The organism is Polaromonas sp., from assembly GCF_010365105.1.
Lineage (GTDB): Bacteria > Pseudomonadota > Gammaproteobacteria > Burkholderiales > Burkholderiaceae_C > Polaromonas.
Window position 1 is genome coordinate 40,064 of record NZ_JAAFGZ010000003.1, and the last position, 19,931, is coordinate 59,994.

The following is a 19,931-nucleotide window of genomic DNA, read 5'->3' on the forward strand; positions in this document are numbered from 1 at the left end:
ACGGGCCATGAAAGCCGGGCAGGCGCGTAGATCGCGCCCGCCCGGTGCCACTGGCGGGCCAGCTCAGGTGTTGACCCAGCCTTCAGGGTCCTGGCCGCCGCTGGACACCGGCTGGCGCAGGCTGTCTTTTCCCCGGCCGCCCTGGCTTGATGCAGCCGGCGCATAGTCATTTTCCCGGAAGCCTTCCACCGAATTGCCGTCGGCCCGCACGCGGTAGCCACTGACCTCACCCGAGGCGGTCTTTTCACGCGGGGCCTGCGGTTCAGCTGGCGGCGACGGCGGCTGGCCCATCACCACGGGCTGGGCGGTGGGCGCGACTGGCGGCTGGGCCACCGCCGTGACCTGCGGAGGCGCAGGCGGCTGGCCGCCCACGCTGGCGGGGGTTCCCACGTCCGGTGGTGCCGGCGGCGTCGCAGTGCCGGCGCCCGACCCTGCGCCGTCCAGGCCATCGGCGGCGCGCACCACCACATCCGAGAACATCTCGCGCTGCGTCAGCGACCGCTTGGTCACGCCGGGGTCATCGGCCATTGGCACGTTGATCATGATCGCGCCGTTGCCGATGGCGTTTTCCCACGGGCCGGTCCAGGCCTGGCCCTTGCTGGTCAGGGTGCCGCGCACCGTCACGTTGACGCGGTACTGGTAGTCGGTCTTGAAGTCGGCCTGGCCGGTGTAGATGCGCCAGAAGCGCGGCTCCAGCTGGTCGGACGACAGGAAGCGAAAACGCGTGACCTTGTCGGCCCGGTTCTTGCCGTCGGCGCGCTGGCCTTTGGCGCGCATTTCCACCTCGACGATCTCGGCGGTGGACTGCAGTTCGACGCTCAGCGCGACCGGCCCCACGTCCAGCGTTCCGGCCGAGTCGGCGCGCGCTTCCATGATGTTGTCGTTCGACAGCGTGCCGTTGGCGCCAGGGTCGAGGTCAATCACGTTTTGCTCGACATCGATGTGAAAGAACGGAAACTCGCTTTCGGTCGGCGGCTCCAGCAGGTGGATCTTGCGCTTCATGTAGGTGGCGTCAGGCTCCCACGCGGCGGGAGGATTCGAGACTTCGCCCTTGCGCCACTGGATCCACACCGGGCGGAAGGTCGTGTCCGGCGAGTCGCTCTTCTGGAAGGTGGCGGGCTTCCAGCCAATGGAGCCGCCCGAGTCCGGGTAGCCGACCTGCGCCGACACGAAGGCCACCGGCTCGCCCGCCCAGTTCCGGGCCTTGTCGGGCCAGTTGACCACCGGCTTGACGATGCGGAACAGCTTGCGGCCCAGTTCGCCCAGCACCAGGCGCTGGAAGTACTTGCCTTCAGCCTTGGGATCGTTCTTGATCTCGTTATAGAAACCTTCAAGCGAGCTGGAAATGGTGTGCGGCTGGTTGTAGCGGAAGTAGCGCGTTTCTTCATACTTCAGGTCCAGCTGGGTTTCATCGCGCCGGAACTTCAGCGCCAGGCCGGCGTTGTAGCCGAACAGCGAGCCGAACAGGCCGCCGCCCGAGGTGGACGCCTGGGCCGGTTCGACCTGCGGAGGGGGCGGATCGAAAATCACCTTCTTGGCCTGCTCGGTGAACTGCGTGACGATCAGGTCGATGCGCTGGTTGATCATCTTCTCCATTTCCTGCGCGCCCGGCAGGGTGCCGTCGATGTCCACCTCGACCTTGATGTCGCCGTTGACCCGCAGCTTGTTGAACTCGGCCTTGATGTCGGCAGAGAACCACAGATAGCGGGCGTTCACATGGGCCGAGAAATGCGTGAAGATGCGCTCCCAGCTGCCGACGATCTTCACGCGCATCAGCTGCGACCACATCGGCATGACCAGGTTTTGCGTCACGAACAGCGGGCTGTAGGTGCCATGAAAGCCGGCCCAGACGATCTCGCTGGGAATCGGGCCGATCACGCCGCCGTAGGCGTTCTCGCCACCCGTGATGGAGCCCGGGCCGCTGCCCTGGATGCGCCAGGCCCAGGCGTCGAGCTGCGCGCCACGGAAATTGCGGCCGTGCGGCACCGGCGCCCAGGCCGAGCGCGAGCCGAGCTGCATGAAGTCGCGGCTGCGCGGGCCTTCGGGCGCGCCGGGTTCGCCGCCGCCAGGCACGGGGTTGGCCACGCCGCCACCGCTACCGCTGCCGGCATTGGCACCAATGCCGGGCGTGGCGCCCGAGGCATCGGGTGCCAGGCTGGAAATCGCCGTCTGGTTGGAGGTGATGGGGGCAATCCGGATTTGTGGCGCAACCCGCGTGCGCAGTCCCCAGTATTTGTCGTTGCGCCCGCTGAATCGTTCCAGAATCTGGGCTTCAGCCTGTTTCAGGACGCTGGGCGGAAAGCGCGAGGTGGTGGTCAGCGACAGCACCCCGCCCGAGGTTTCGCCCTTGTCGATGCCGGCGATGCTTTCATCGAAAACGCCGACAAAGTGAATGTGTCGAAACTTGAAGTCGTTGTTGGCCGCGTTGCGCGCCAGCCGGACTTTTTCCGGAATGTAGTAGAAAACCGGGGCCTTGCGCTCACGCTGCAAGGCATCGTTGTTGCGATCCGGCAGGAAAAGCAGCGTATGCCCCTCCCCCGCTTCGTCCTGAATGACAAACTCTTCGAAGCCACCGGCAAAAACCGGCCCTACAGGATCGGACATATCGGGTTCTCCTCTGGTTGGGTTCAGGGCCTCCAGGTATTGAATGCCCTGCCATCACGAAGGAATTTTTCAAGGAAACCTTTCATTCGCGATGCGCAAAGTTATACGCTTGCCTCCGCACTACCTCAAGCGGCGACAAGCTGCCAAAGTTACAACTGGCGCGCATCCTGAATAACCTGGCCTGATCGAACCGGCACTTACAGCAGGACAGTTAATAATTCGAATTTGTAAATTTTTATATAAAACAACAAAGACGACTCGACAGGAAAATCACTGGTTGGCGGGGAACCGGCACAAGCTCAACTTGAAACGGTTGTTGCAATCTGCAGCAAAACAGGGTTGTTTGTGAAACACGAAACTGCCAACTCGCTCTTGCCGCCCAGCCGGAGATGGCAACGTCAAGCCTTTCAAATCAAGAGGGCTTGACCTGGCCGGGTGCCTGTGCGAAGGTGTACAAGACCGTTTTGAATTTCTGAACGTTCAGAAATTTCTTCAAACACAGGCTATTTTCAAAAAACCAAGGAAAAATTCATCATGTTCAAGCACATCCTCCTGGCCACCGACGGCTCCGCAGCTTCCGAGCACGCCGCACAAATCGCCGTTGACATGGCCCGCATCCACGGCGCCCAGCTGACGTCGCTTTATGTAGTCGATCCCTACCCCTACCTGGGTATCGGCGAGTCCAATCCGCTGGGTTTCCAGTCCTACATGTCGGCAGCGCATGAACATGCCACCCAGGCGCACGCCAAGGTCGCCGCCCTGTGCAGCCAGGGCAGCGCCCCGGTAGCGCTGGCCACGCGTATCTCGGAGGACCTGACGGCGTCCGAGGGCATTGTGACGACCGCCACCGACGAAGGCGCCGACCTGATCGTCATGGGTTCGCACGGCCGTACCGGCCTGGCGCGGCTGGTGGTGGGAAGCGTGACCGCCAAGGTGCTGTCAGCCGCGTCGATCCCCGTGCTGATCACGCGCTAGCAAGCCACCCATGACCGACAACATGCGCGCACTGCCGCCGCCACCCCGCAAGCTGTGGGTACGGGTGCTGCTGATGATCTTGCTGGCCGCAGCGTTCCAGCTGGCGGCGTCCGTACTGCTGTTTCTTTGCGTGCTGCAGTTGGTGCTGGCCGCTGCCACCCGCGCGCCCAACCTGCGGCTGCAGCAACTGGGCCGCAGCCTGGGCCGCTACCTGTTGCAAATCGCCGAGTTTGAAAGCTTCGGCAGCGAGGAACTGCCGTTTCCGTTCAGCCCGTGGCCTGCGGGCAACGGGCAGATCAATCTGTAAATTCTTCAGGCAAATTACTCAGGGCAGCTGACATGGCCGATCACGGTATCTGATCAGTTTTCACTACTGAATTAATAGCTGCTAGCGCTTGGTGCACCTGCGCCAGCAGGCTATTTGACACTTAAAACGGCAGCACTAGGTTCTTCAGCAGCCTGCACGCTGTCGGATTCACTCTTCTTTTTGCAGTGAACCCGAAGTCATTTCCGTTCAGGGTCTACCGAACAATAATTTTTTGCCGTTTTCACAGGCAAGCATTCAGCAACGCGTATTGAATGGCTTAAGCACGTCTGAATACCCGCCTTCGCGGTTACCACGCCATGAAGTTATTGGTTGCCGCATCCTTGGCGTGTCGGGCAAACCCGCGACTGCAATGAACGCTGACTCAAATCGGTGCATCAGTGCTGGCAAAAGTGGCACTGCAGCGCACCATTTTGGCGCAAATAATTCATTTAAAAAAATTATTGAATCAAATAATTTACTCTGCTAGAGTGACGGGTACCGGACAGGCTTTGCCTTCCTGCCATGCCGGCCGCTTGCCCCTTCCACCGTTTTCATTCACCGGAGTCACACAGCATGAAATTCAAACTTTGCGCCGCAATGCTCACCCTGGCCGCCTCTGCTGCCCTCCCGGCTTTCGCCGCCGACTGGACAGTGGGCGCCAATGTCGGCAACGTGCCCTGGGAATTCCAGGACGCCAGTGGCAAGATCGTCGGCTTCGAGATCGACCTGGTGAACGAAGCCGCCCGGCGCGCCGGCAAGAGCGTGCAGATTGAAAACATTCCGTTCAATGGCCTGTTCTCGGCGGTACAGTCCGGCCGCATCCAGATTGCGGTGTCGTCCATCACCATCACGCCTAAGCGCCTGGAGTCGGTGGCCTTTGCCCAGCCCTACTACGACAGCGACCAGTCGCTGTCGGTGCTGAAAGCCACCAAGATCAACAGCCTGGAAGACACGGCGGGCAAGACCATCGGCGTGGACACCGGTTCCACCGGCGACATGTACGCCACTCAAAACACCGCCAAGTACAAGATCGCCACCATCACCCGCTACGAAGGCCTGGCTCCCGCCATGCTGGACCTGGCCGCCCGCCGCATCGACGGCTACATCAGCGACATTCCGGCGGTCGAGTACTACATCAAGGACAAGCCGCAATACCGCATCGCCGCGCGCATTCCCACCGGCGAGCGCTACTCCTTCATGACGGCGAAGAACTGGCCCGAAGCCGCCCGGCTCAACGACATCCTGACGGAAATGAAAAAAGACGGCTTCGTGTCCAAAACCCATCAGAAATGGTTTGGCTCCGTACCGCCGGCCGACTCTTCCACCGTCAAGGTCATGGACGTTCCCAAGCTGTAAACCGCCAGCGCCACCAGCCGCCCAGGCAGTTGGTGCGCGTCAACCCGCAAGGCATCAGCCGCAGGGACGGGGTTGCCCTGAGCGACCTTTTTTGAATCCGGCAACGACGCAACCCACACAGCAGGCCTTCCCGCATGGATTTGATCGACACTTTTTTCAACTGGAGCGTGCTGCGCGGCGCCCTGCCCATGCTGATGCAGGGCCTGGGCATCACCGTCATGCTCGGCGCGGTCAGCATCGTGCTGGGCCTGGCCGGCGGGCTGGTGCTGGCGTTGCTCAGGCTGTACGGCCCGCTGCCCGTGCGCGGCACGGCCCGCATCTACATCGACGTGTTTCGCTCGATTCCGATCCTCGTGCTGCTGGTGCTGGTGTACTACGCCCTGCCGTTCGTCGGCGTGCGCCTGTCGTCGTTCGCATCAACGGTGCTGACGCTTTCCCTGGTGTCGGCAGCCTACACGGCCGAGATTTTTCGCTCCGGCATCGAGGCCTTGCCCAAGGGGCAGTTCGAGGCGTCCGAAGCCATGGGGCTGAATTTTCTGGACACCATGCGCGATATCGTGCTGCCGCAGGCCTTTCGCATTGTGGTGCCGCCGCTGACCAGCAACTGCATCAATGTGCTGAAAGATACGGCGCTGGCATCGGTCGTGGCCATGCCGGACCTGCTCAAGCAGGCCACGCAGGCGCAGGCCCTGGCCGCCAACCCGACGCCGCTGATCGGCGCTGCCGTGCTGTACCTGCTCTTGCTGCTGCCGCTGGTGCGGCTGGTCGGCTACTTTGAAGCGCGCCACCGCGCTGCCACCCGATGACCACAGACACTTCATTGCAGTCCGACACCCTGACCCCTGCCACCGCCACAGCACCGCTGATCCGCATCAGCCAGCTGCAAAAGCGCTATGGCGACTTCATTGCGCTGCACGACATCAACCTCGACATTGCCGAGGGCGAGGTGGTCGTCGTCGTCGGTCCGTCGGGCTCGGGCAAGTCCACGCTGATTCGCTGCATCAATTTGCTGGAGGACTACCAGCAGGGCGAGATTTGCGTCGATGGCCAGCCCGTGGTGCGCGGCAAAACCCTGGCGCAGGTGCGCGCCGAAGTCGGCATGGTGTTTCAAAGCTTCAACCTCTTTCCGCACCTGACGGCCTTGCGCAATGTGGCCTTGGGGCCGTTGCGCGTGCGCAAATTGAACCGGGCAAATGCCGACCAGCGGGCCGCCGAACTGCTGGCCAAGGTGGGCCTGGCCGACCATGCGCACAAACTGCCGGCGCAACTCTCGGGCGGCCAGCAACAGCGCGTGGCCATTGCCCGGGCGCTGGCGCTGGAGCCAAAGGTTTTGCTGTTTGACGAGCCCACCTCCGCGCTTGACCCGGAAATGGTCGGCGAGGTGCTCGACGTGATGCAGAACCTGGCCAAGTCCGGCGTCACCATGGTCATCGTCACCCACGAGATGGGCTTTGCCCGCCGCGTGGCCGACCGCGTCATCTTCATGGAAGCCGGCCGCGTCATTGAACAGGGCCCGCCCGTGGAATTCTTTACCCATCCCCGGGAAGTGCGCACCAAGGCCTTCCTGCAGGCCATTGTCAACCATTGAAAATGAAGCACACCCCATGAGCCCACTAAAAACCGAACTGAACCTTGACCTGGTGCGCGCCGAATTTCCGGGGCTGGCCAGCGGCTACACCTTCCTGGACAACGCGGGCGGCTCGCAGGTGCTGGCCCGTGTGGCAGACCGGGTGCGCGACTACCTGCTGAACAGCGCAGTGCAGCTGGGTGCGAGCTATTCCGAGTCGGTCGCAGCCGGCGAGCGCGTCATCGCGGCGCGGCGTTCGGTGGCCCAGCTGATCAATGCCGCGCACGAGGACGAAGTCGTGATGGGCAGCGCGTCCACCAGCCTGATGTTTTTGTTCACGCAGGCGCTTCTGCCGGGCATCCGGCCGGGCGACGAGATCATCGTCACCAACACCGACCACGAGGCCAACATCGGCTGCTGGACGCGGCTGGAAAAGGCCGGCGCGGTCATCAAGTTCTGGAATGTCAACCTCGACTCGCTGGCGCTGGACCTGGCGGAGCTGCAAAAGCTCCTGAATCCGCGTACCCGCTGGGTGGCGATGACGCATGCGTCCAACATCCTGGGCACCGTCAATCCGGTGGCGAAGGTGGCCGAACTGGTGCACCAGGCCGGTGCGCGGCTGCTGGTCGATGCCGTGGCCTATGCGCCGCACCGCCTGGTCGATGTGCAGGCCAGCGGTGCAGACGCCTACGTCTTCAGCTTCTACAAGGTCTTCGGCCCGCACTTTGCCGTGCTCTGGGGCAAACGCGACATGCTCTTGCCGCTGCCCAGCCTGAACCACTACTTCATTGGCCCTGAGGTGCTGCCCTACAAGCTGCAGCCCGGCAATGTGAATTACGAGTTGTCGTATGGCTGCATGGGGATTTCCGACTATTTGTGCGCCATGGGCACAGCGCACGGCGCCACAGGCAGCCCCCGCCAGTTGATGCAGGCCGCGTTCGACCTGTTCGAAGACCATGAAGACCGGCTGGCCGAGCAGCTGCTGTCTTACCTTCGCACCAAGGCCGGCGTTCGCATCATCGGCCTGCCGGCGCTGACCTCCGGCGAGCGCGTTCCAACCATCAGCTTCGTGGTCAAAGGCCGCACTTCCGAATCCATCGTGCGGCACCTGGACCCATTCAACATCGGCATCCGCTTTGGCGACTTTTACGCCAAGCGTCTGATTGAAGCACTTGGGCTGCAAAGTCAGGGCGGCGTGGTGCGGGTGTCGATGGCGCACTACAACACCGTGCAGGAAATTGACCGGCTGATCCGCCACCTTGACGAAGCCATCGGCTGAACACCATGAACACGACCCTGATCCGCAATGGCCGTGTCATCACGGCGACCGACGATTACATCGCCGATGTCCTGATGCAGGACGGCGTGATCCACGCCATCGGCAGGAACATGGTCGTGGGCGAAGGCGTGAAGGTCATCGACGCCAGTGGCCTGTATGTGCTGCCGGGCGGCGTGGACACCCATGTCCACCTGCAAAATATCATCGGCCCGACGGTCACCTGCGACACGTTTGCCAGCGGTACGCGGGCAGCGGCTTTTGGCGGCACCACGACGGTGGTCGACTTTGCGCTGCAGACCGCCGAGGATTCGCCGCTTGAAGCGATTGCCCGGGCGCAGCGCCTGGCCGGCCCGCAGGTCAACGTCGACTACAGCCTGCATGTCATCGTGACGCGGGTCGATGCCCAGGTACTGGCCGATGTGCGCCACGCCATGCGGCACGAAGGCGTCACCAGCTTCAAGATGTTCATGGCCTACCCCGGCGTCATGATGGCCGACGATGCAGCAATTTTCCAGATGCTGCGCCAGGTTGGCGCCGACGGCGGCATGGTGGCGTTGCATGCCGAGAACGGCACAGTGATCGACCTGCTGATCAAGGAAGCGCTGGAGGCCGGCCATGCTTCGCCGCGCTACCACGCGCTGACCCGGCCGGCCATCCTGGAAGGCGAAGCCACGCACCGCGGCATCCGGCTGGCTGAACTGGCCGAGGCGCAGATCTACTTTGTCCATGTCTCGTCCAACCAGGCACTCAAGCACATCGTCACCGCGCGCGCCGAAGGCATTCCGGTGTTTGCCGAAACCTGCCCGCACTACCTGCTGTTTGACGACTCGGTCTACAACAGCGACGAATTCGAGATCGCCAAGTACGTCATGACGCCGCCGCTGCGCACCCCGGACGACCAGAAGCATTTGTGGCGCGCCCTGCGCTATGACGACCTGCAGGTCATTGCCACCGACCACTGCCCTTTTTGCATGAAGGAAGGCCACCTGGGCTACCAGCGCCAGAAAATGAGCGGCCTGCACGATTTTTCCAAAATTCCCAACGGCGCGCCCGGCATCGAGACCCGGCTGACCAGCCTGTTCGACATCGGCGTGATGCAGGGCAAGCTGTCGCTCAACCGCTTCGTGCAGCTGACCTCGACCACGCCAGCCAAATTGTTTGGCCTGTTCCCCAAAAAAGGCACGATCGCTGTCGGCAGCGATGCCGACGTGGTGCTGTTCGACCCGGTCGCCACGCAGGTGATTCATGCCGAGCACCTGCACAGCCAGTGCGACTACACCTTGCTCGAAGGCCGAACATTGCGCGGTCAGGTGAATAAGGTTTTCCTGCGTGGCCAGCTGATCGTGGACGGCGAGCAATGGCTGGGCCGCGAGGGCATGGGCCGCTTCGTGCCGCGTGGTACGGTACAGGCGTTTTGAACTACCCTGGCACAGCCCCGTGACACCAACCGCCCAGTCCAGAACACCTGCCCCCGCCAGACCCGAACGCCTTTCCCGGCCTGCCAACCTGGCCGAGTTGCGCGAGATGATCGGCCGCGAAAGCGAACGGCTGACGCCCCGCCTGCGCGCCGCTGCACGCTACGCACTGGACCATCCCAACGAGGTCGCGCTCAACCCGGTGGCCACGCTTGCCAGAACCTCAAAAGTGGCGGCCGCGACATTTATACGGCTGGCCCAATTCCTGGGTTGCGAAGGCTACAGCGACCTGCAGCGGCTGTTTCGAGAACCGCTCCAGCACGCCGGAAAACCCAGCTTTCCGCAGCGCATCCGGCATTTCGGCGGCGAGCAGACGCTGGACCATCCGGACGATCCGGCGCAGGTGCTGCAGGCGTTCAGCCAGGCCAACATGGTGTCGCTGGAGCATCTGCGCGCCGACGCCGCGAGCCTGCCGCTGCAGGCCGCGATTGATTTGATCGAGCAGGCCACGCTGGTGCATGTCGTGGGGCTGCGCCGGTCGTATGCCGTGGCCGCATACCTGGCTTATGCGCTGAACCGGGTCGGCTGCCCGACCGTGCAGATCAACGGCCTGGGTGGCAGCATCCACGAACAGGCTTCGATTGCCAGCGCTGGCCACCTCCTGATTGCCGTCAGCTTTCCGCCCTACGCCGGCGACACCCTGCAGGTGTGCCAGCAGTTGAGCCAGCGCGGCGTGAAACGGCTGGCCCTGACAGATTCCATCTTCAGCCCCGTCGCGCAAGGCGCCGACCTGGTGCTGGAAGTCAATGACGCCGAACTGCTGGGCTTTCGCTCGCTGTGCGCCGCCATGAGCCTGGCGCAAACGCTGGCCATGGGAGTCGCCTTCAGCAAGCGCAGCAAACAGCGAACCGGTTCCACCGAAACGTTTGAAACCGTCCTGGAAGACATTGACTGCTAGCCATGAACCCTGTCATCCTGAAACCCGAAGCATTGACCGCCGCCGCATTTTTGCCGTTTGGCGATGTGATTGAAGTGCAGGACAGCGCACAGCGCCTGTCCATCAACCAGGGCCATGCCGAGCGCTACCACGACCTGGCCAGCGTCGACCTGGCGGGGCCTGGTGCCCGGGCGCTGATCAGCATTTTTCGCTCGCAACCGCGTCAGTTTCCGCTTTTCCTGAATGTGCTTGAACGTCACCCACTGGGCAGCCAGGCTTTCATGCCGCTGGCAGCCCTGCCTTATCTGGTGGTGGTGGCACCCGGCGTCGAAACGCCTGATCTGCAAGGGCTACGCTGCTTCATCGCCGCCCCCGGACAGGGTGTGAACTACGCACGCGGCACCTGGCACCATCCGCTGCTGTCGCTGGAGGAAACCACCGATTTCCTGGTGGTCGACCGGGGCGGGCCGGGCGTCAACCTGCAAGAGCATGCCCTGCTGCCCGAACACATCCGTGTTCTTGCTCCGACGGATGGCTCTCACAGCCCATCCTGAATGGTTGGAGCGCCAAATGCCATGCATCCATCGGCTTTCAGCATAAAAAAGTTGCTTTGCGCAAGTCCAGCATGCATTTTCAGCTATTTTTTTTGTAGCGTGATCGTTGCTTGAAAGCGATTGTCAGCGCAGCCGGATCATGGGCGGCTGGCCGGCTTCGCTCACTTCCAGCAGCGCGCCAAAGGCCGACAGCATGGCCGGGAAATTCGCGTGGTCGTGCTCCTTCGGATCAAAGGTCGAGTCCAGCCGCAGGATCATCTGCCAGACGGCTTGCGGGCTAACCCAGGCATCGCCCTTGGCTTGCGCCAGCAGGCGAATCGCCCGTTTCAGCAATCCGGCGGCGGCATCATCGGAAAGCAACTCTGCCGATGGCGTGACCGCGCTTTCGGGCGCCTGCAGGCTGTCCAGCAAGGCTTCGTAGTAATGAAAGGCATGGCAACTCTTGGCCCAGTGGCGGTTGGTCGATTTGCGGGTCCCGATGCCGATCAGGGTTCGACCCGCAGCCTTGACCTTTTGCGACACCGGCATGAAGTCGCTGTCGCCGCCGACAATGATGACCGTGCCAATATGGCCAAAGCGCCCCATGTCTTCCATCGCGTCCAGGCACAGGCTGATGTCGGCGCCGTTCTTGGCCGAGCCGCCGGGCGGAAACAGCTGGATCAGTTCGACCGCGCATTGCAGCAGCGCATCGCGGTAGCGGCTGAAATACTGCCAGTTGCAGTAGGCGCGGTTGATGGCAATCGGCCCAAACGAAGCCGCCAGTTCGACCACCGCCTGAATGTCGATCAGCGGCTCCTGCACCCGAAAGCGGTTGTCCTGCTTGCTGTAGGCGCCTTCCTGACGGGCTTCGCACAGGCTGGCGTGCAAGTTTTCAAAGTCCCAGTAAAGGGCCACCGAGGCTTGGGTTTCGCTGGCGCGCTGGCGCATGAAGGCTCCTGTCAAAGCCATGATGCTAACGCGCCGGCACACTGGCACAGACAAGGCAGCGCCGGCCGGCCCGCGCGGCGATAACCCCAGGACTTGATGCCCATGATCAGCGCGCACGGCGGCTTGACGGCTCACGGCTTATTCTGCTAATTTTTTAACCCAAGGAACGCTCCATGCCGCCACGCCTGACCGCGCAAGACTTTGACCAGGAATTGCTGATTCTGTTTGATGCCTACGTCCACGGCAGCCTTGATCGGCGCGGCTTTCTGGTGAAGGCGCAAAAATTTGCCACAGCGGGTGTCACTTCCGTCGGCCTGCTGGCGGCGCTGAGCCCCAATTTTGCGTTGGGCCAGCAGGTTCCGCAGGACGATGCGCGGCTCAAGACCGAGCGGCCGAGCGTGCTATCGCCGGCCGGCAATGGCAGCGTCAAGGGCTACCTGGCCCGCCCCGCCAGCGCGGGCACGGCCAGATTGCCTGCCGTCCTGGTGATCCACGAAAACCGGGGCCTGAACCCGCACATCGAAGACATTGCACGGCGTCTGGCGCTGGACGGCTTCATGGCCTTTGCGCCTGACGCGCTGACGCCGCTTGGCGGTTATCCGGGGGACGAAGAAAAGGCACGGACGCTGTTCGCCACGCTGGACCAGTCAAAGGCAATGGAGGATTTTCTGGCCGCCAGCCAGTGGCTCAAGTCCCGGCCCGACGCCGCAGGCAAGCTTGGCGCGGTGGGCTTTTGTTATGGCGGCGGCATCGTCCACCAGTTGGCGGCGCGCCTGCCGGACCTGGGAGCGGCCGTGCCGTTTTACGGCAACACCCCTGCGCCACCGGAAGCGGCCAGGGTCAAGGCGTCGCTGCTGGTCCACCTGGCGGCCGTTGACGAGCGCATCAATGCCGCCTGGCCGGCCTATGAAACCGCGCTGAATGCGGCGGGTGCCCCCTACACGGTGCACCAATACGCCGGAACGCAGCACGGCTTCAACAACGACACCACGCCGCGCTACGACGCTGCGGCGGCGCGGCTTTCTTGGGACAGGACCGTGGCATTCTTCAACGCCAACCTGAAAAATGGATGAGCAGCTCCTGCATACGGTGACGCAAGCCGCCCGCAAGCCGGACCCTTCAGGCACCCGGGGCGCCAAGTGGCTGGTATTTGCCGCGGTGGTGGCCGCCGCCGGGCTCATTTACCTGGGCCGAAGCAACTCGGGTGCTTCAGCCGTCCCGTTGCCGGCACCGACGCGTGACCTTGTGGCCGGCGATGTGTCTGCACCCCAGTCGGCGGTGTTTGCCGGTGGCTGTTTCTGGGGGGTGCAGGCGGTTTTCCAGCATACGCAGGGCGTGTTGAATGCGGTGTCGGGTTATGCCGGCGGCAAGGCCAAGACCGCTCGCTATGAACGCGTCGCATCGGGCCAGACAGGCCATGCCGAATCGGTGCAGGTGACCTACGATCCACAGCAGATTTCCTACGGCAAGCTGCTGCAAATCTATTTTTCCGTGGCGCATGATCCGACCGAGATGAACCGGCAGGGACCGGACTACGGCACGCAATACCGGTCTGCAATTTTTTACCGCAGCGCAGAACAGCAACAGATGGCCGAGCGTTACATGGCCGAGCTGGATGACGCCAGGGTGTTTCCGCGCAAGATCGCCACCCAGCTCACGCCGCTGCAGGCCTTTTACCCGGCCGAGGCGCAGCATCAGGACTACGCCACGCTGAACCCGCATTCGCACTACATCGCCACCTATGACCTGCCGAAGATTGCCAGCTTGAAGCAGATGCTGCCCGAGGTGTATCGCGAGTCACCGGTGCTGGTGGCCTCGCAAGCCGCAGCGGCGGCTATCGGCAGCAGGTGAAGGGCGCCGACCTGCATTGATCCTGAACGCACAGCGACTTTGAAAGCCCGGTCCTGCGCATGCCCTTGCGCCTTTGCTTTTAAACGCCTCTGCGATTTTTTTAAACCCCGAGATCAGCGCCTTTCTGCGCGCCAACCCTGGCGCGCAGCTCAGTGGGCAGGCCTGGCCTGGTAAGCCTTGCGGTCAGCCAGTACCTTTTTAGCCGACGGCCTTTCGCTGACCAGCCGTATGTAAGGCTTGTAATCGATGCCGGCCGCCAGCAACAGGTCCTCTCCCAGGACGGCTTTGGTGGCCATCCCGACCAACGGCAGGCTGACAAAGGCTGCGCAGTCGGCCTGGGTGAATCGCTCGCCCGCCACATAAGGCGAGAATTTCGCCAGTTGCCTGAAGGCCGGAATGTTTTTGTCGAGCTGCCTGCGCACCCGCGTCTGCGTTGCTTCGCTCACCGTTCCACCAAAGAACGCCTGGCCATAGAGTTCTCGCGCGACGAGTTCCAGGTGCAGTTCAATGAAGGTGATGAGTTCGCGCACCTTGGCGGCGGCAAACGGTTCGGCGGGCAGCAGCGCCGGCTCGGGATAAGCCGATTCGATAAACTCCATGATGGCCTGGCTTTCGCACAAACAGCCTTCGGGCGTGCGCAGGAAGGGCACCTTTCCCAGCGGCGAAGCCTGCAGCGCCGCCGCGTCGGCAACGGGCAGCGTTACCACCTCTTCGTTGAACGGCACGTCTTTTTCAAGCAGCGCCAGCTTGACCTTGTTGTAGTAATTGGAAACCGGAAAGCCGCAAAGGGTAAGCATGAAAGTGATGTCTCCTCAAGTTGGGACCGCCAGTTTATGTGGAGTCTGGCCAAAGGCTTGCAACGGCTGCGACAACGGCGCCGCTGCAGGGTCATTCACCGCGAGATCAGTTTCCCGATAATCAGCGTCACAGGCCCGGCCGACCTGAACCCATTGCTTGACCCACCAGGAGTTACCCCTTTGCGAACGCCTTTGCTTTTTACCCTTGTGCTGTGCAGCCTTTTTTCAGCGCACGCAGCCGAGCCACTCCCGTCTGCGCCCGCAGCCCATCCCCTCACCGGAAACTGGTCCTGGACTTTGCCGGACAAGCCTTGCACCGAGCAACTCCACTACCGCGCCGATGGCACGCGCCAGGGCAGCAGCGGCGAAGAGACGACACAAAGCCGCTACGAAGTCGCGGCCATTCCCAGCCTGCTGGGCTTTTACCGCCTGACCGAAACCGTGACCGATAGCAACGGCAAACGCGATTGCTCTGGCGACCTGCACGCAGCACCCGGCGAGCCGGTGACGCGCTTCATCCAGCTCAGCCCCCGAAAAGACCAGTTGATCGTCTGCCGGGAAGAGTCGCTGAAGGCCTGTTTTGGCCCCTTGAAACGCCTGCCTGGCTAGGCTGGCCGTATCCGGGCTGGCTGGCATGCAACAGGCAAAAATACGGATTGCAGACGACACAGGTTTGTAAGGAACAACTGACAGGCGCCCTAAGGGAAGTTCCCGTCAATCCCATGGCTGCAAGCGGCCAAAGATATGATCAAAATTTATTGGCCAGAAACTGCCGGGACACAAGGACTGGTTCGCGTAACGCACGACCTTGACAATCCAGCCGCCTCCTGAAACCGCCGTCACTTCATGTACCAAAATCCTCCAGAGGCGTCCCCGCCGATGCGCTACCTGGGCCTGGCCTATGCCCAGCGCATGACTCAATCCCCACGATGGCAGCGTTACTCGCTGGCGCTGGTTTTCTTCCTAGTCGCCCTGGCGGCGCGGTTCGAACTGGTTGACGTGCTGCCTGAAAAAGGCTTTCCCTTCCTGACCTTTTTTCCGGCCGTACTCCTTGCCACTTACCTGACGGGACTCGGCCCCGGGCTGCTTGCCTCCGGCTTGAGCTTTCTGGCGGCCTGGTTCTTTTTCATCCAGCCGGACCGGTCGGTTGCACTGAGCGGTGCCGACCTGGTCGCACTGTCCTTTTTCTCGGCCATCCTGCTCATCGACTGCCTGGTGATTCATTTCATGAAGTCGGCACTCACACGCGTGAACCGTACCGAGCGACAGTTGCGCGAGTCCAGCCAGCGGCTGAGGCTGGTACTGGACAACCTGTACGTGTACGTCAGCATCCTCAGCCTCGATGGAAACGTGCAGGAGGTCAATGAAGAAGCCTTGCTGGCCGCCGAGATAAGACGCGATGAGATTCTCGGCCTGCCCTTGTGGAAAGCGGCATGGTGGGCCGGCGACGTCAAGCAGCAGCAGCATGTGCGCGCCGCCATCGAGCGCGCCACGACCGGAGAAACTGCGCGCTTCGACATTGAAGTGTCGCGTGCCGGCAAGACCTTCACGATTGATTTCCAGGTCGGCCCGCTGCGCGAGGGCAGTGGACAGATCACGGCGCTGGTAGCCAGCGGGGTGGATGTAACTGACCGGGTGGTGGCTCTGGCCGCACTCCATGTCAGCCGCAAGGAAGCCGTCAGCGCTGCCGAAGCAGCAGAGGCCGAGCGCCGTTTGCTCAATGCCACCTTCAACGCAGTGCCTGCCAGCATCATGGTGGCCGATGCACAAGGCAGGATTCTGCGCATGAACGAGTCCACTGAAGATATATGGGGGATGGTGCCAATCGCGGAAAATGTCGCCAGCTATGGCGAATGGAAGGGCTGGTGGGCCGATGGATCGGCGCGGCATGGTCAGCGCATACTGGCGCATGAATGGGGCATGGCGCGCTCGCTGCAAGGCGAAACCTGCAACGACATCATCGAGATCGAGCCCTTTGGGCGGCCCAACGAGCGGCTGTTCACCATGCTGTCGTCGGCGCCGGTTCTCGGCGCTGCCGGTGAGGTAGTGGGCGGCGTCGTGGCGCAGCTGGACATCACGGACCGCATCCATGCCGAGAAGGCGCTGCGCGAACGCCAGCAGCTGCTGCAAAGCACCATGGACAACTTTCCCACCGCGATTGCCTACAAGGATATCGACGGCCGCTTCCTGGATGTGAACCACAAGGTGGAGAAGGTCCTGGGAATGAGCCGGCAGGCGATATGCGGCCTGACGATGCACGACCTGATGCCCGCAGCCACTGCAGATGTCTTGCGCCAGAACGACCTGGAAGTAATGCAGTCCCGGCTGGCCATCCGGACCGAAAAGTCCACCCCGCTCGACGGTGGAACGCTTCACCATCTCGACACCAGCTTTCCCCTGATCAATACAGAAGGGTGTGTTTACGGCACTGGCCATATCACGCATGACATCACCGACATACGGATTGCCGAAAATGCGTTGAACGCCGCCAATGAACAACTGCGCGAAGCAGACCGTCAGAAAGACGAGTTCCTGGCAACCCTGGCGCATGAACTGCGCAATCCGCTGGCGCCCATCCGCACCGCCGTCGAGGTGATACGGCTTCGCAATCCCGCTGACCAGGCAGTCCAGCGGGCACGCTTCGTCATTGAGCGCCAGGTGCTGCATCTCACGCGCCTGGTGGACGACCTGCTTGACATCGCACGTATCACGCAGGGCACCGTACATTTGCAGCAAGAAACGCTGGACCTGTGCGCCGTGGTGCAAAGCGCCATCGATTCGGTGCAATCCACGCTCGATGCCGCCGGGTTGACGCTCACGCACCTGACCGGCCAGCCGCCCATTCCGGTTCGCGGCGATGCAACCCGGCTGGTGCAGTGCGTCATCAACCTGCTGACCAATGCCATCAAGTTCACACCCTCCGGCGGCGGCATTTCCGTTCGGGTGACCCAGGAAGGCCGCACGGTGGCCATCGAGGTCAGCGACAACGGCAGCGGCATTCCGGCCAGCAGCCTGGAAAGAATTTTTGAACTGTTCGTTCAGGAGCGGCCCAGTGGCCTGCATGGCAATACCGGCCTGGGCATCGGCCTGGCGCTGACGCGCAAGCTGGTGCTGCTGCATGGCGGCAGCGTGCAGGCCGCCAGCGCCGGCCCCGGCCAGGGCAGTACCTTTCGCATCGAGCTGCCCGCCGATGGCGCGCCCGACAGCGTGCCGGCGCCGGCGGCCGAAGCGCCCGCAACCGATGGTGGCGGCGCGCGCTTGCTGGTGGTGGAAGACAACCGCGATGCGGCCGACCTGCTGGCGGAAATGATGGAGATGACGGGTTTTCGGGTCAGCGTGGCATACACCGGCGAATCGGCACTGGCCGCCATGGAAAAAGACATGCCCGACGCGGTGCTGATGGACATTGGACTGCCCGACGTGAACGGCTACGAGGTTTGCCGCCGACTGCGCCAACTTCCGGTCGCAAGGCAGCCGGTGGCCATCGCCCTGACCGGATGGGGCAACGACAACGACCGCGACCGGGCGACCGAAGCCGGCTTCAACGGTCACCTGACCAAGCCCGCCGAACCCGACCGGATCATCGCCCTGCTGCACGAGCTGCTGGCCGCAGCGGGCGGCCCTGCCGCGCCCTGAAAAACGCACTTCATATCCATATCCATCACCGGCATAGGCCGGCTTCACTGCCTGCCCGCCACCGGCCCTTTTTAGTGCGCGCCAATCAGCGATGCCAGCATGCCGGGCTCGAAATGCCGCTCGACATAGTCAGCCAGCCCGTCAAACACCGATTCCAGCGTCGGCGTGGCGGCGCCAAACAGCGCCTGCAGCACGCGCGGGTCTTCAAACAGGCCGTGCAGATATAGGCCCAGCACATTGCCGGCGCCGTTCTGCCAGGCCAGGCCGTCGGGCATGACCGGATACGCGATGTCGCCCGCAGCGGCCATGGCCGAATGCGGCGCGGTCTGGCCGTGGTGGATTTCGTAGCCCTGCACTCCAACCCCTGACAAAGCGCCCCACAACCCGCGCACCGGCCCGAATCCAGCCTGCCGGTGCTGCACGATCTTGGTTTCGTCAAACAGCGTGACCACCGGCAGCAGCCCCAGGCCGGGGCCGTTACCGTCGATGCCGTGCGGGTCGATCAGCGCTTCGCCCAGCATCTGCAGGCCGCCGCAAATGCCCAGCACCGCCCCGCCCCGTTCCGCATGCGCGGCAATCGCCTGGTCCAGCCCCTGCGCGCGCAGCCAGTCCAGGTCGGCGCTGGTGGCCTTGGAGCCCGGCAAAATGACCCAGTCGGCCGCTGCCAAACCGGCCAGTTCGGACGGACTGCGCACCCATTTCAGGCTTACGCCGGGAACGTTCTTCAGCGGCTGGAACTCGTCCAGGTTGCTGATGCGCGGATAGGCGATGACGGCGACGGTTGTAGTCACCGCGCCAGCGGCGGTGCTGCGGTCGTCAAACACGCCGTCTTCCTCGGGCAGGCCGTGCTGCCACCACATCGGCAAGGTGGCCACCGTAGGCACGCCGGTCAGGTCCTGCAGCATCTGCGGGCCGGGCGCCAGCAGGCTGGCGTCGCCCCGGAACTTGTTGAGCACAAAGCCCTTGATCAGTTTTTTCTCGGCTTCATCGAGCATCGCCCAGGTGCCATACAAATGGGCAAACGCGCCGCCCCGGTCGATGTCAGTCACCAGCAGACAGGCCGCGTTCGCATGCAGGGCGACGCGCATGTTGACGATGTCGCACGACTTGAGGTTGATCTCGGCGGGCGAACCCGCGCCTTCGATCACCACCACGTCGTTTTCCGCCCTCAACGCATCCAGCGCCTGCGCCACCACCGGCCAGACCGACAGGCTGCGGCCACGCCATTCCATGCGCGAGAGTTCGGCATTCACCTGGCCCATCAGCACGACCTGGCTTTGCGTGTCCTTTTCGGGCTTGAGCAGCAGCGGGTTCATGCGCACCTCGGGCATGGCGCGGGCCGCCAGTGCCTGGAAATACTGGGCGCTGCCAATCTCGCCGCCCGCCACCACACGCGCGTTGTTGCTCATGTTCTGCGCCTTGTAGGGCGCGACCTTCAGGCCCTGGCGGGCGTAATAGCGGCACAGCGCGGTGGTCAGCCAGCTCTTGCCGGCGCCGCTGGTGGTGCCGAGGACCATGACGCAGCGCGCCAAAGGGGTTTTCACAATGTTCATTATTTTTTCCAGGCGGCAAGTCGCGCCACGATTTCGTCTTCGTTGGGCAACAGGTTGGCGGCGGTGCGCTCAATCAGCGCCTTGGCTTCGGGGCTGGTGCGCAGGTTGATGCGGGCTGATTCGGTGCGGGGAAGGCTTGAGGACATGACAGGCTCCAGTTTGAAAAACCGTAC

The 19,931-nt window shown here is 62.9% G+C and carries 18 protein-coding genes; 13 read left to right on the forward strand and 5 right to left on the reverse strand.

The window, feature by feature from the left end; genetic code table 11:
- Positions 1-63: 63 nt before the first annotated feature.
- Complete coding sequence (locus GZ092_RS02660) at positions 64-2,604, reverse strand: hypothetical protein (RefSeq protein WP_293634172.1); 2,541 nt, start codon at positions 2,602-2,604, stop codon at positions 64-66.
- 534 nt (positions 2,605-3,138) lie between these two features.
- Between GZ092_RS02660 and GZ092_RS02665 the strand changes: the two genes are divergently transcribed.
- The 9 genes from GZ092_RS02665 (at position 3,139) to GZ092_RS02705 (ending at position 10,994) form a co-directional block, all read left to right on the forward strand.
- Positions 3,139-3,579 carry a universal stress protein gene (locus GZ092_RS02665; protein WP_293634173.1) on the forward strand — a complete coding sequence of 147 codons (441 nt, stop codon included), beginning with the start codon at positions 3,139-3,141 and terminating at the stop codon, positions 3,577-3,579.
- 10 nt (positions 3,580-3,589) lie between these two features.
- Positions 3,590-3,886 carry a DUF4389 domain-containing protein gene (locus GZ092_RS02670; protein WP_293634174.1) on the forward strand — a complete coding sequence of 99 codons (297 nt, stop codon included), beginning with the start codon at positions 3,590-3,592 and terminating at the stop codon, positions 3,884-3,886.
- A 573-nt stretch (positions 3,887-4,459) separates the two neighbouring features.
- On the forward strand, positions 4,460-5,242 hold the full coding sequence (locus GZ092_RS02675; RefSeq protein ID WP_293634175.1) for a transporter substrate-binding domain-containing protein: 783 nt from the start codon (positions 4,460-4,462) through the stop codon (positions 5,240-5,242).
- Between the two features lie 134 nt (positions 5,243-5,376).
- Positions 5,377-6,048 carry an amino acid ABC transporter permease gene (locus GZ092_RS02680; RefSeq protein ID WP_293634176.1) on the forward strand — a complete coding sequence of 224 codons (672 nt, stop codon included), beginning with the start codon at positions 5,377-5,379 and terminating at the stop codon, positions 6,046-6,048.
- Complete coding sequence (locus GZ092_RS02685) at positions 6,045-6,830, forward strand: amino acid ABC transporter ATP-binding protein (protein ID WP_293634177.1); 786 nt, start codon at positions 6,045-6,047, stop codon at positions 6,828-6,830. Before GZ092_RS02680 ends, GZ092_RS02685 begins: the two co-directional genes overlap by 4 nt.
- Positions 6,831-6,846: 16 nt before the next feature.
- Entirely contained in the window at positions 6,847-8,088 is a 1,242-nt protein-coding gene (locus GZ092_RS02690) for a cysteine desulfurase-like protein (protein ID WP_293634178.1), read from the forward strand.
- Positions 8,089-8,093: 5 nt separating this feature from the next.
- A complete protein-coding gene (hydA, locus tag GZ092_RS02695) occupies positions 8,094-9,506 on the forward strand; it encodes a dihydropyrimidinase (protein WP_293634179.1) in 1,413 nt (470 codons plus the stop codon).
- A 19-nt stretch (positions 9,507-9,525) separates the two neighbouring features.
- Positions 9,526-10,461 carry a MurR/RpiR family transcriptional regulator gene (locus GZ092_RS02700; protein ID WP_293634180.1) on the forward strand — a complete coding sequence of 312 codons (936 nt, stop codon included), beginning with the start codon at positions 9,526-9,528 and terminating at the stop codon, positions 10,459-10,461.
- A gap of 2 nt (positions 10,462-10,463) precedes the next feature.
- Entirely contained in the window at positions 10,464-10,994 is a 531-nt protein-coding gene (locus GZ092_RS02705) for an ureidoglycolate lyase (RefSeq protein ID WP_293634181.1), read from the forward strand.
- Positions 10,995-11,117: 123 nt separating this feature from the next.
- On the opposite strand, the gene GZ092_RS02710 is transcribed toward GZ092_RS02705, so the two are convergent.
- Positions 11,118-11,942 carry an NYN domain-containing protein gene (locus GZ092_RS02710; protein ID WP_293634182.1) on the reverse strand — a complete coding sequence of 275 codons (825 nt, stop codon included), beginning with the start codon at positions 11,940-11,942 and terminating at the stop codon, positions 11,118-11,120.
- Positions 11,943-12,094: 152 nt separating this feature from the next.
- On the opposite strand from GZ092_RS02710, the gene GZ092_RS02715 reads away from it, so the two are divergent.
- On the forward strand, positions 12,095-12,994 hold the full coding sequence (locus tag GZ092_RS02715; RefSeq protein WP_293634183.1) for a dienelactone hydrolase family protein: 900 nt from the start codon (positions 12,095-12,097) through the stop codon (positions 12,992-12,994).
- The gene (gene msrA / locus GZ092_RS02720; RefSeq protein WP_293634184.1) at positions 12,987-13,772 is read left to right on the forward strand and encodes a peptide-methionine (S)-S-oxide reductase MsrA; all 786 of its coding nucleotides are present in this window, start codon (positions 12,987-12,989) and stop codon (positions 13,770-13,772) included. The genes GZ092_RS02715 and msrA overlap by 8 nt, the downstream gene beginning before the upstream one ends.
- 149 nt (positions 13,773-13,921) lie before the next feature.
- Here the strand turns inward: msrA and GZ092_RS02725 are convergent, their stop codons facing one another.
- Positions 13,922-14,569, reverse strand: a complete 648-nt coding sequence (locus GZ092_RS02725) for a glutathione S-transferase (RefSeq protein ID WP_293634185.1) — start codon at positions 14,567-14,569, stop codon at positions 13,922-13,924.
- A 180-nt stretch (positions 14,570-14,749) separates the two neighbouring features.
- Between GZ092_RS02725 and GZ092_RS02730 the strand changes: the two genes are divergently transcribed.
- Together GZ092_RS02730 and GZ092_RS02735 are read left to right on the forward strand one after the other, a co-directional pair.
- Positions 14,750-15,178, forward strand: a complete 429-nt coding sequence (locus tag GZ092_RS02730; protein ID WP_293634186.1) for a hypothetical protein — start codon at positions 14,750-14,752, stop codon at positions 15,176-15,178.
- 237 nt (positions 15,179-15,415) lie between these two features.
- Positions 15,416-18,205, forward strand: a complete 2,790-nt coding sequence (locus GZ092_RS02735) for a PAS domain-containing protein (RefSeq protein ID WP_293634187.1) — start codon at positions 15,416-15,418, stop codon at positions 18,203-18,205.
- Between the two features lie 71 nt (positions 18,206-18,276).
- Here GZ092_RS02735 and GZ092_RS02740 read toward each other — a convergent pair whose 3' ends face one another.
- Together GZ092_RS02740 and GZ092_RS02745 are read right to left on the reverse strand one after the other, a co-directional pair.
- Positions 18,277-19,758 (reverse strand): cobyric acid synthase, encoded by a 1,482-nt coding sequence (locus tag GZ092_RS02740; protein ID WP_293634188.1) that lies wholly within the window; start codon positions 19,756-19,758, stop codon positions 18,277-18,279.
- The gene (locus tag GZ092_RS02745) at positions 19,758-19,904 is read right to left on the reverse strand and encodes a hypothetical protein (RefSeq protein ID WP_293634189.1); all 147 of its coding nucleotides are present in this window, start codon (positions 19,902-19,904) and stop codon (positions 19,758-19,760) included. Before GZ092_RS02745 ends, GZ092_RS02740 begins: the two co-directional genes overlap by 1 nt.
- Between the last annotated feature and the right edge of the window lie 27 nt (positions 19,905-19,931).